This window comes from Streptomyces pseudogriseolus (assembly GCA_002154585.1).
Classification (GTDB): Bacteria; Actinomycetota; Actinomycetes; order Streptomycetales; family Streptomycetaceae; genus Streptomyces; species Streptomyces pseudogriseolus.
The window spans coordinates 1-10,747 of sequence record MUNG01000208.1 but is presented as its reverse complement, the minus strand read 5'-3'; the positions used below and the strand labels follow the sequence as shown (position 1 = coordinate 10,747).

The 10,747-nt window shown below is 73.4% G+C and carries 11 protein-coding genes; 2 read left to right on the top strand and 9 right to left on the bottom strand.

Translation table 11 applies throughout. The features are described from left to right. The 4 genes from CCN29_RS19545 to CCN29_RS19530 form a co-directional block, all read right to left on the bottom strand. The coding region (locus tag CCN29_RS19545) for an ABC transporter ATP-binding protein (RefSeq protein ID WP_086683409.1) at window positions 1–686 on the bottom strand (686 nt) is incomplete at its 3' end. Between the two features lie 33 nt (window positions 687–719). Further along, on the bottom strand, window positions 720–1,508 hold the full coding sequence (locus CCN29_RS19540) for a class I SAM-dependent methyltransferase (protein WP_006129579.1): 789 nt from the start codon (window positions 1,506–1,508) through the stop codon (window positions 720–722). A gap of 123 nt (window positions 1,509–1,631) precedes the next feature. Beyond that, on the bottom strand, window positions 1,632–2,141 hold the full coding sequence (locus CCN29_RS19535; RefSeq protein ID WP_006129580.1) for a hypothetical protein: 510 nt from the start codon (window positions 2,139–2,141) through the stop codon (window positions 1,632–1,634). A 49-nt stretch (window positions 2,142–2,190) separates the two neighbouring features. Next, window positions 2,191–2,520: an SH3 domain-containing protein gene (locus CCN29_RS19530; protein WP_006129581.1), complete on the bottom strand. Its 330-nt coding sequence runs from the start codon at window positions 2,518–2,520 to the stop codon at window positions 2,191–2,193. 180 nt (window positions 2,521–2,700) lie between these two features. Between CCN29_RS19530 and CCN29_RS19525 the strand changes: the two genes are divergently transcribed. Then, complete coding sequence (locus tag CCN29_RS19525) at window positions 2,701–4,860, top strand: protein kinase domain-containing protein (RefSeq protein WP_086683406.1); 2,160 nt, start codon at window positions 2,701–2,703, stop codon at window positions 4,858–4,860. Window positions 4,861–4,906: 46 nt separating this feature from the next. Here CCN29_RS19525 and ilvD read toward each other — a convergent pair whose 3' ends face one another. The 4 genes from ilvD to CCN29_RS19505 form a co-directional block, all read right to left on the bottom strand. Further along, window positions 4,907–6,760 (bottom strand): dihydroxy-acid dehydratase, encoded by a 1,854-nt coding sequence (ilvD, locus tag CCN29_RS19520; RefSeq protein ID WP_006129583.1) that lies wholly within the window; start codon window positions 6,758–6,760, stop codon window positions 4,907–4,909. Between the two features lie 178 nt (window positions 6,761–6,938). Beyond that, on the bottom strand, window positions 6,939–7,580 hold the full coding sequence (locus CCN29_RS19515) for a TetR/AcrR family transcriptional regulator (protein WP_086683403.1): 642 nt from the start codon (window positions 7,578–7,580) through the stop codon (window positions 6,939–6,941). Then, the gene (locus tag CCN29_RS19510) at window positions 7,577–8,440 is read right to left on the bottom strand and encodes a sugar phosphate isomerase/epimerase family protein (protein ID WP_031062653.1); all 864 of its coding nucleotides are present in this window, start codon (window positions 8,438–8,440) and stop codon (window positions 7,577–7,579) included. Before CCN29_RS19510 ends, CCN29_RS19515 begins: the two co-directional genes overlap by 4 nt. A 107-nt stretch (window positions 8,441–8,547) precedes the next feature. Further along, window positions 8,548–9,480 (bottom strand): Ppx/GppA family phosphatase, encoded by a 933-nt coding sequence (locus tag CCN29_RS19505; RefSeq protein WP_086683400.1) that lies wholly within the window; start codon window positions 9,478–9,480, stop codon window positions 8,548–8,550. A gap of 95 nt (window positions 9,481–9,575) precedes the next feature. Here CCN29_RS19505 and CCN29_RS19500 point away from each other — a divergent pair, with 95 nt between their 5' ends. Continuing rightward, window positions 9,576–10,466: a DUF3109 family protein gene (locus CCN29_RS19500; RefSeq protein WP_086683397.1), complete on the top strand. Its 891-nt coding sequence runs from the start codon at window positions 9,576–9,578 to the stop codon at window positions 10,464–10,466. Window positions 10,467–10,527: 61 nt separating this feature from the next. Here the strand turns inward: CCN29_RS19500 and CCN29_RS19495 are convergent. Further along, the coding region (locus CCN29_RS19495) for a hypothetical protein (RefSeq protein WP_442538415.1) at window positions 10,528–10,747 on the bottom strand (220 nt) is incomplete at its 5' end.

The window sequence follows — 10,747 nt, the reverse complement described above, 5'->3', positions numbered from 1 at the left end:
TCCTCATGCGCGCCGGCGAGGACCTCGCCGGCGCGCATGAGGAGCAGTTGGTGGCAGCGCTCGGCCTCGTCCATCACGTGGGAGGAGACGAGGAGGGTGGCGCCGCGCTCCTCGGCGAGGCGGTGGAAGAGCTGCCACAGGTCGCGGCGGAGCACGGGGTCCAGGCCGACGGTGGGTTCGTCGAGGACCAGCAGGTCGGGGGTGCCGAGGAGGGCGACGGCGAGGGAGACGCGGCTGCGCTGGCCGCCGGAGAGCGCTCCGGCGAGGGAGTCGGCGTGGCTGGTGAGGTCGACGTCGGCGAGGACGCGGTCCACGTCCTGGCGGCGGTCGGCGGCCGTGCGGCCCGGGGCGAGGATCGCGGCGAAGTAGTCGAGATTCTGGTGGACGGTCAGGTCGTCGTAGACGGACGGGGCCTGGGTGACGTAGCCGATGCGGGTGCGCAGGGAGGGGTGGCCCGCGGGGCGGCCGAGGACGTCGAGGGTGCCGGTGACCTTGGCCTGGGTGCCGACGACGGCGCGCATCAGCGTGGACTTGCCGCAGCCGGAGGGGCCGAGGAGGCCGGTGATGCGGCCGCGCGGGACGGTGAAGCCGAGGCCGCGCAGCACGGTGCGGGAGCCCCGGACGACGGTGAGGTCCTGGGCGTGCACGGCCGGTTCCTCCGGGGGCCGGGAGGAGTAATTCATCATGCGATGAATACTGCTCCCGGCGGCGCGGACGCGTCAAGCGGCCCGCGGTGCGGAGGCGAGGAGGAGGACGACGTCGTAGGTTTCCTCGACGACCCCGTCCGGGAACACCTCGAGGACGTGGCGCCGCTCCTCGGCGAGGTAGGCGGCGGTGCGGTGAGAGCTCTGGACGAGGAAGAGCGAGTGGCTGCCGATGTTGGCCAGGTGGGTGTCGACGGGGACGTGGCGGCTCCAGCGGACCGTGTGGCGGCGGAGGTCCAGGCGGCCGGAGGGATCGGCGACGGAGGGATCGAAGCCCGGTCGCGCGCGGGAGAAGTCCTGACCGAAGTGGCGGCCGGCGCGGGCGGTCGCCTCGGCGATCCACGGCACGTCGAGGGCGCTGGTGTTCCACCACAGCGCGAGGGCGCCGCCGGGCCGCAGGACCCGTAGCGCCTCCGGGACGGAGCGGGCGGGGTCGGTCCAGTGCCAGGACTGGGCGTAGGTGATCAGGTCGGCGGTGCGGTCGGCGAGGGGGAGGGCGTTGCCGTCGCCGCGGACGACCGGGCTGCCGGGGAGGCGGTGGCGGAACTCCGCCGCCATGCCCTCGCCGGGCTCGACGGCGACGACGTGCGCGCCGCGTTCGAGGAGGCGGGCGGTGGCCATGCCGGTGCCGGCCCCGACGTCCACCGCCTGGGACCCCGCGAGCGGGCGGCCGGTGAGTTCCTCGATCGCGTCGAACAGGGCGGGCGGATAGGTGGGGCGGTGGTCCGCGTACTGGGCGGCGACCGCGTTGAAGGAGTGGGCCCGGGCGGCGTGGGTGACCTGGTCGTCCCTCGATGTCGTCATACGGCCATGCTCGCCGCGGGACGGTCGGGCGGGCGTGAGTTTCTCGGAGAGCCGATGGGGGGGCGGAAGCCGCCGGGTCGGGAGCCGCCAGGTTGGGAGCCGCCGGGCTCCGGGGCCGTCGCGTCAGGCGTCGCGGCGGCGTTTGCGCGCGGGGTTGCCGGAGCGGCGGGTGACGCGCCGGTCGTACTCCTCGCGGGCCGTCTCATACTCGGCGCGGTGCAGCTTCTCGCCGGGGGCCTCGGTGAGGGAGCGGAAGAAGTAGGCGAGGAGCGACCCGATGAACCCGATGGTCAGCAGTCCGCGCAGGGAGGACTGGCGGTCGGGGTCGGGGCGGGTGGAGAAGGACGACCAGGTGTGCCCGAAGGCGAGCGCGCTGCACACCGCGAACATCACGACAACCAGCAGCGAGACGAAGCTGCCGACGGCGGCGATCTGGAGCCCCTGGTAGGCGAAGCGCAGCACGAAGCAGGCGGCGGCCGCGACCGCCAGCGAGCCGACGGCGACACCGAGCCGGCGGGCGGCGTAGCCGCGGGAGTGGTCGACCCAGGTCGTCCCGAAGAAACGGAGGGGTTCCGGCTGAGGGCCGGAGGGGGTGGCCGGGGTGCGGTCCGGGGTGCCGTGTGCGTCGCTCACGGTTCGATTATCGCGCGGGGGCCCGGACGGGCCGGGCCCCCGGGGTGGGTCAGAAGGAGCAGCGCGGGCGGAAGTAGCCGTCGCTGCCGGTGTAGACGTACGTGTCCGAGACGAACTCGCCGTTGGCGATGTTGTCCCAGATGCTCGACGTGCCGTACGGGCCGGTCACGCGCGTGCCCGGGGTCTGGCAGAAGATCGGGACCTTGGCGCCCTCGGGCAGGATCCGGACGACCGGGTAGCCGGTGCCGGGGCCGCTGCGGACGTTCAGGCGGACGCCCGGCGCGACGTCGTAGTAGCGCGTGGCGGACGCGGCGAGCGTCTCCGTGGCGCCGTCCGAGACGTCCCCGGACTCGTTCTCCGCGACAGAGTCGACAGACATGCGAACCTCCCCCGTGTGAAACCCCAGGTGTCTCTGGGATCGCGTTGATTCCCCCGAGCCGTGGCGTGAAACACGCGTGTGCGACTCGAACACGGAGGCTAGCAAGCCTCCTCGGTCCCGAACGAGACATCGATTAGGCTCCGAGCGTCGCGCGCGGAGGAACAGCACGGGGGTGGTCCCATGGCGCCGCAGCAGGACGCCGGGACGGGTGCGGAAGCGGAACGTCCTGATTTCGCCGGCCACTATCGTCTCGAACGCCGCCTGGGATCGGGCGGGATGGGCGTGGTGCACCTGGCGCGCAGCACCTCGGGGCTCAAGCTCGCGGTGAAGGTCGTGCACGCCGAATACGCCAAGGACCCCGAGTTCAGGGGCCGTTTCCGGCAGGAGGTGGCGGCTGCCCGGCGGGTCAGCGGCGCGTTCACCGCGTCCGTCGTCGATGCCGATCCCGAGGCGGAACGGCCCTGGATGGCGACCCTCTACATCCCCGGTCCGACGCTCGCCGACGAGGTCAAACGGAACGGGCCGCTGGACTCCTCCCAACTGCGGCGGCTGATGGCCGGGCTGGCGGAGGCGCTGCGCGACATCCACCGGGTCGGGGTGGTGCACCGGGACCTCAAGCCGAGCAACGTCCTGCTGTCCGAGGACGGTCCTAAAGTCATCGACTTCGGCATCTCGCGGCCGAAGGACAGCGAACTGCGCACCGAGACCGGCAAGTTGATCGGCACACCGCCGTTCATGGCGCCCGAGCAGTTCCGCCGGCCGCGTGAGGTGGGGCCGGCGGCGGACATCTTCGCGCTGGGGTCGGTACTGGTGCACGCGGCGACGGGACGCGGGCCGTTCGACTCGGACAGCCCGTACGTCGTGGCGTACCAGGTGGTGCACGACGAGCCCGATCTGACGGGCGTCCCCGACGAGCTGTCCGGCCTGGTGCGGCGGTGTCTGGCCAAGGAGCCCGAGGAGCGGCCCACGCCGGACGAGCTGATGGCGGGGCTGCGGGCGGTGGCGGCGTCGTACGACACCCGGGTCTTCATACCGAGCCAGCGCACCGACGAGACGCCCGGGCCGAGCCGCCCGGCAGGGCAGCGGACGGCGGAACCGGCGAGGCGGGAGCGCGGGGCGGCGGAACCGGGGGCCGGGGCATCGGCGGCCGACGCGGACCCGGCGGCTGGAGGGAAGCCGCGCCGTGGGCGGCGGCGGACGGTCTACGGGGCGGTGGGCGCCGTGGGCCTGGCGGCGGCGCTGGCGCTGATGGCGCTCCAGGTGTTCGGCGGCGGCGACACGGCTCCCGCCGCCGGCACCGCGCCTGAGGAGACGTCCCGCGACTGGGCGGTCGCCGGTCCCGCGGAGGGCACCCCGCGCTGTTCCCACGGGGCCGGGACGCTGGTCTGCGTCCAGGGCGGCACGGCCTTCGCCCTCCGCCCCTCCGACGGCCGGCTGCTGTGGCAGCGTGCCGTGACGGCGACGACCGGGGGCGAGAAGCCTCTGGTGGCGGGCGGCCTCGTCCAGCCCTACCCCGGGCAGGGCGGTCCGCTGGTGGCGCTCGACCCCGCCTCGGGGGTGACGGCGTGGGAGGAACCCGGAGCCGCGCACCGGACGGTGACGGCGACGGCGGACGCCCTGGTGCTCGCCGGTTCCGACGGGACGGTCACCGCCGTGGACGGCGCGTCGGGCGACACGGCGTGGACCCGGCGCCTCCCCGGTCAGGGCCTCACCGACGTCGCCTCCTTCCCCGGCAACGACCTCGTGTACGTGACGAGCCCCACCGCGGACGGGAAGAGCACGGACGTGACCGCGCTGGACCCGGCCGACGGGGACGTGCGCCGGGACGGCCGGCTCGACGGACAGCTCACGCCGGTCGGCGCGAGAGGCGGGGAGCTCTTCCTGCTCTCCGCCGAGGGTGTCTACGGCGACACCACGGCCGTCGTCGCCCACGACCCGGACACCGGGGTCTCCCGGCGGGTTCCGCTCGGCGTCCCGCTGGAACAGGCCCAGGGCAGCGCTCACGGGCACGTCGTCCACCTCGTGGGCACGGGCGGGGCGCTCGTCGCGGTCGACATGGACCGCCGCGCCCGCCTCTGGACGCTCCAGACCGGCCTGGCCCGCGCCTCCGCCCCCGTGTCCGACGGACGGCACGTCTTCCTGTCCGCGCCCGACGGGCGGCTGCTCGCCTTCGACGCGAGGAGCGGGCGGCCGGTCGGGCAGACCGCGCCCCGGCTCGGGGAGGGCGACCGGGTCGTCGCGTCGCTGCCCGCGCCCGTGGTGGCCGACGGACACGTCCACGCCTCCGCCCCCGACGGCACCGTCTTCACCGTGGACGCGGGCGACCCCGCCGCCTGGTGACGGGCGACGGGGTCGTACGGCGGGGTGCCGGGCGGGGTGCGGGGCCTCAGCCCAGCTTGCTCACGTCGCGGACCGCGCCCTTGTCCGCGCTGGTCGCCATCGCCGCGTAGGCGCGCAGGGCCGCGGAGACCTTGCGGTCGCGGTTCTTCGGGGCGTACACGCCGTTCAGGGCCTGTTCGCGGCGGGCCAGCTCCGCGTCGTCGACCAGCAGCTCGATCGAGCGGTTCGGGATGTCGATGCGGATGCGGTCGCCGTCCTCGACCAGGGCGATGGTGCCGCCGGCCGCCGCCTCCGGGGAGGCGTGGCCGATGGACAGGCCCGAGGTGCCGCCGGAGAAACGGCCGTCGGTGACCAGGGCGCAGGTCTTTCCGAGACCGCGGCCCTTGAGGTACGAGGTCGGGTAGAGCATCTCCTGCATGCCGGGGCCGCCCTTGGGGCCCTCGTAGCGGATGACGACGACGTCGCCCTCCTTGACCTGCTGGGTGAGGATCTTCTGCACGGCCTCCTCCTGCGACTCGCAGACGACCGCCGGGCCCTCGAAGGTCCAGATGGACTCGTCGACGCCGGCCGTCTTGACCACGCAGCCGTCCACGGCGAGGTTGCCGCGCAGCACCGCGAGGCCGCCGTCCTTGGAGTAGGCGTGCTCGACGGAGCGGATGCAGCCGCCCTCGGCGTCCTCGTCCAGAGAGTCCCAGCGCTCGGACTGGGAGAAGGCCTCGGCGGAGCGGACGCAGCCGGGGGCCGCGTGCCACAGCTCCACGGCCTCCTGCGACGGGGAGCCGCCGCGGATGTCCCAGGTCTTCAGCCAGTCGGCCAGGGACGGGCTGTGGACCGAGTGCACGTCCTCGTTGAGCAGACCCCCGCGGTGCAGCTCGCCGAGGAGGGCCGGGATGCCGCCCGCACGGTGCACGTCCTCCATGTAGTACGTGCGGTCCTTGGCGACGTTCGGCGCGACCTTGGCGAGGCACGGGACGCGGCGCGACAGGGCGTCCATCTCGGTGAGACCGTACGACACCTCCGCCTCCTGGGCGGCGGCCAGCAGGTGCAGGATCGTGTTGGTGGAGCCGCCCATCGCGATGTCGAGCGCCATGGCGTTCTCGAAGGCCGCGGGGGTGGCGATGCTGCGGGGCAGGACCGAGTCGTCGTCCTGCTCGTAGTAGCGGCGGGTGAGGTCCAGGACCGTGTGGGCCGCGCGGACGTACAGGTCCTTGCGGGCGGTGTGGGTGGCCAGGACCGAGCCGTTGCCGGGGAGGGAGAGGCCGATCGCCTCGGTGAGGCAGTTCATCGAGTTGGCGGTGAACATGCCGGAACAGGAGCCGCAGGTGGGGCAGGCGTTCTCCTCGATGCGGAGGATGTCCTCGTCGGAGACCTTCTCGTTGACCGCCTCCGACATCGCGTCGACCAGGTCGAGCGTGCGCACCGTGCCGTCGACCAGGGTGGCGCGGCCGGACTCCATCGGGCCGCCGGAGACGAAGACGGTCGGGATGTTCAGGCGCAGCGCGGCGTTGAGCATGCCCGGGGTGATCTTGTCGCAGTTGGAGATGCAGATCAGGGCGTCCGCGCAGTGTGCCTCGACCATGTACTCCACGCTGTCCGCGATCAGGTCGCGGGAGGGCAGCGAGTAGAGCATGCCGCCGTGGCCCATCGCGATGCCGTCGTCGACGGCGATGGTGTTGAACTCGCGCGGGATGCCGCCGGCCGCGGTGACCGCCTCGCTCACGATCCGGCCGACCGGGGCGAGGTGCGTGTGACCGGGGACGAACTCGGTGAAGCTGTTGGCGACGGCGACGATCGGCTTCCGGCCGATGTCCGCACCGGGTACACCGGAGGCGCGCATAAGGGCGCGGGCGCCCGCCATGTTGCGGCCGTGGGTGACTGTGCGGGACCTCAGCTCGGGCATCGTCGCTCGCTCCTTCAGACCTTCGGGGAGTCTCCGCCAGAGAGTTCTGACTGGACCGAGCGTACGCCGGTCATCCAGAGGGCGGGACAAGGTGTCCGGAATACGGGACGTGTGTCTCAGGCGCCCTCGGGCCCACGGCCACGGTGCGGCACCGGTGCGCACGGCCCCCGGACGCCGGTCAGCCGCCCGTGAGATGGCCCTGCACGACGGGCGCGACCCGCCGGACGATGTTCTCCGGGTCGGCCGAGGCGAGCGGCTCCACCCGGATCACGTACCGGATCATCGCGACGCCGACGAGCTGGGCGGCGGCCAGCTCGGCCCGCAGTTCCGCGTCGGGCCGGTCGAGCTGGCCGGCCACCCGGCGCAGCAGCTGGCTGGCGACGAGGCGGCGGAACACGGCGGCCGCGGCGTCGTTGTTGACGGCGGAGCGGACGATCGCGAGCAGCGGGGCGCGCGTGACCGGGTTCTCCCACAGGCCGACGATCATGCGGGTCATCCGCTCGCCCACCTCGTCGAGCGGCCCTTCGAGCACCGAGTCCCGCTCGTCGAGCACCGGCCCGAAGGCGACCTCCACGGCGGCCTCGAAAACCCGCTCCTTGGTGCCGAAGTAGTGGTGCACGAGCGCGGAGTCCACCCCGGCGGCCTTGGCGATGCCCCGCACGGACGTCTTCTCGTAGCCGCGCGCGGAGAACTGCTCGCGGGCCGCGTCGAGAATGCGGTCGCGGGTGCCCGCGGACTCCGTGCGCGGGGGGCGGCCCCGGCGCCGGGGGGCGCCCTGCGCGGAGGCGGCCGGGCCGTCGCTCGCGGTGACGCCGGTCATCGTCTCGGCACCCGGAGGGAGGAGGGGGACGACAGGGAGGAACGGGAGGACGCCGAGGCGAGGTGGAGGCGGGTGAAGGCGAGGGCCTCCGCCAGGTCGGCCTCCCGCTCGGCGCCGGACATGGCGCGCCGGGTGTTGACCTCGATCACGACATGACCGTCGAAGCCGCTCCCCGCCAGACCCTCCAGCACCTCCGCGCACGGCTGGTCGCCGCGGCCCGGCACCAGGTGCTCGTCCTTGGCGGAACCCCGGCCGTCGGCCAGGTGCACGTGCCCCAGACGGTCGCCCATGCGCTCGACCATCCGCAGGGTGTCGGTGCGGGAGGTGGAGGCGTGGCTCAGGTCGATCGTGAAGTGGCGGTAGTCCTCCTTGGTCACGTCCCAGTCGGGGGCGTACGCCAGCATCTCGCGGTCGCGGTAGCGCCAGGGGTACATGTTCTCCACGGCGAACCGCACGTCGGTCTCGTCCGCCATCCGCCAGATGCCCTCCACGAAGTCGCGGGCGTACTGCCGCTGCCAGCGGAAGGGCGGGTGGACGACCACCGTCGACGCGCCGAGCTTCTCGGCGGCGGCCCGGGCCCGCTGGAGCTTGGTCCAGGGGTCGGTGGACCACACGCGCTGCGTGATCAGCAGACAGGGCGCGTGGACGGCGAGGACGGGGATGCGGTGGTAGTCGCTGAGCCTGCGGAGCGCCTCGATGTCCTGGCTGACCGGATCCGTCCAGACCATCACCTCGACGCCGTCGTACCCGAGGCGCGCGGCGATCTCGAAGGCCGTCGCCGTCGACTCCGGGTAGACGGAGGCCGTCGACAGGGCGACCTTCGCATCCGGGATGCGGACTACGTCCCTTGCTTCTGCCACGAGCCTCAGGTTACGGGGTGGGGTGGGGGCGGTGCGGGGTTCCGCTTCGCCGTTGTGGTGTTTGCCATAGCGGGCGACGGCGCCTTCGGGGGCGGCCCCCGCGGGGGTCAGGCCGGGCCCATGTGGTCGAGGCGGCGGAGTATGACGCCCTCCCGCAGCGCCCACGGGCAGATCTCCAGGCGCTCCACGCCGAACAGGTCCATCGCCCCCTCGGCGACCATCGCGCCGGCGAGCAGCTGGCCCGCGCGGGCCTCCGACACGCCCGGCAGTTCGGCGCGCTCGGCGGTGGTCATCCCGGCCAGCCGCGGCACCCACGCCTCCAGCGACTCGCGCTTCAGCTCACGCTGCACGTACAGGCCCTCGGCGGAGCCCGGGGCGCCCGCGAGCCGGGCGAGCTGCTTGAAGGTCTTGGAGGTCGCCACCACGTGGTCCGGCGGGCCGAAGCGGCTGAACTCGCCGACCGTGCGGGCTATCTCGGTGCGGACGTGGCGGCGCAGCGCGCGGACGTCCTCGGCCTCGGGCGGGTCGCCGGGCAGCCGGCCGGCGGTGAGGCGGCCCGCGCCGAGCGGCAGCGACACCGCGGCGTCGGGCTCCTCGTCCAGGCCGTAGGCGATCTCCAGCGAGCCGCCGCCGATGTCGATGACCAGCAGCTTCCCGGAGGACCAGCCGAACCAGCGGCGGGCGGCGAGGAAGGTGAGCTTCGCCTCCTCCTCCCCGCTGAGCACCTGGAGTTCGACGCCGGTCTCCTCACGGACGCGGCCGAGGACGTCGTCGGCGTTGCGGGCGTCGCGCACCGCGGACGTCGCGAACGGCAGCAGCTCCTCCACGCCCTTGTCCTCGGCGGCCTGGAGCGCCTCGTGCACGACCGCCACCAGCCGGTCGATGCCGCCGGGGCCGATCGATCCGTCGTCGTCGAGGAGCTGGGCGAGGCGCAGTTCGGCCTTGTGCGAGTGCGCGGGCAGCGGCCGCGCGCCGGGGTGGGCGTCGACCACCAGCAGATGCACCGTGTTCGAGCCCACGTCGAGGACACCGAGTCTCATGTACGGAACGCTACTGCCGGCGGCGCGCCGTGTTGACCGTTTCTCACGGGCGGGAACGGTGCCGGGGCGGGTCCCCGGCGACTTACCCTGGACGGGTGCCAAAGACGAAAAAGGCGAAGGACGAGAAGACGGACAAAAAGGCCAGGAAGGAAAAGCGGGCCGGACTGGCCGGCGCTCCTTCGCGGGTGCCGGTCCCGCAGACGCCGCCGCCGGCGCCTGCCGACGACGAGCAGGGCCTCGACTTCGCCCGCGCGTGGGTGGAATTTCCTGATCCGGCGGACGACGAGCAGGTCTTCCGCTGCGATCTGACATGGCTCACCTCTCGGTGGAACTGCATCTTCGGCAGCGGCTGCCAGGGCATCCAGGCGGGCCGCGCGGACGACGGGTGCTGCACGCTGGGTGCCCACTTCTCGGACGAGGACGACGAGAAGCGCGTCGCCGAGCATGTGGCGAGGCTCACGCCGGACATCTGGCAGCACCACGCGGAGGGCACCCGCAACGGGTGGATTTCCGAGGACGAGGACGGCGAGCGGCAGACCCGCCCGTTCCAGGGGTCGTGCATCTTCCAGAACCGTCCGGGCTTCAAGGGCGGCATGGGCTGCTCGCTGCACATCCTCGCCCTCAAGGAGGGCCGCGAACCGCTGGAGACCAAGCCGGACGTCTGCTGGCAGCTCCCGGTCCGGCGTACGTACGAGTGGATCGACCGGCCCGACGACACGCGGGTGCTCCAGGTGTCGATCGGCGAGTACGACCGGCGGGGCTGGGGCCCCGGCGGCCACGACCTGCACTGGTGGTGCACGTCGGCGACCTCGGCGCACGGCGCGGGCGAGCCGGTGTACGTCTCGTACCGGGCGGAGCTGATCGAGCTGATGGGCAAGGCGGGGTACGACCGGCTGGTCGAGCTGTGCGAGGAGCGGCTGGCGTCGCAGCTGCCGCTGCTGGCGCCGCATCCGGCGGACCCGGCGAATCCGGCGAATCCGGCCTGACGGGCTGCTTCCGGTGCTTCCGGCGCCCGTCCCCTGAGTGGGGGCGGGCGCCGTTTTGTGCTTACGACGTGCCCGGGTCCGGGGTGTCCGTGCCGCCGGGAGGCGTGGAGCCGCTGGGGTCCGAAGGCGCGGGGTCGGAAGGGCCGGACGGGTCCGAGGGCGACGGGTCGGAGGGCGACGGGTCGGTCGGGGTGGGGTCCGTGGGCGTCGAAGGGTCCGGGTCCGAGGAGGACGGCGGGTCGGTCGGCGTGGGGTCCGTGGGCTGTCTCTTCTCCACATCT

Excerpts from the sequence above, each read along its gene's own strand:
- CCN29_RS19540 (WP_006129579.1), bottom strand. The coding sequence starts at position 1,508 with ATGACGACATCGAGGGACGACCAGGTCACCCACGCCGCCCGGGCCCAC.
- CCN29_RS19530 (WP_006129581.1), bottom strand. The coding sequence starts at position 2,520 with ATGTCTGTCGACTCTGTCGCGGAGAACGAGTCCGGGGACGTCTCGGAC.
- CCN29_RS19525 (WP_086683406.1), top strand. The coding sequence starts at position 2,701 with ATGGCGCCGCAGCAGGACGCCGGGACGGGTGCGGAAGCGGAACGTCCT.
- ilvD (WP_006129583.1), bottom strand. The coding sequence starts at position 6,760 with ATGCCCGAGCTGAGGTCCCGCACAGTCACCCACGGCCGCAACATGGCG.
- CCN29_RS19515 (WP_086683403.1), bottom strand. The coding sequence starts at position 7,580 with ATGACCGGCGTCACCGCGAGCGACGGCCCGGCCGCCTCCGCGCAGGGC.
- CCN29_RS19505 (WP_086683400.1), bottom strand. The coding sequence starts at position 9,480 with ATGAGACTCGGTGTCCTCGACGTGGGCTCGAACACGGTGCATCTGCTG.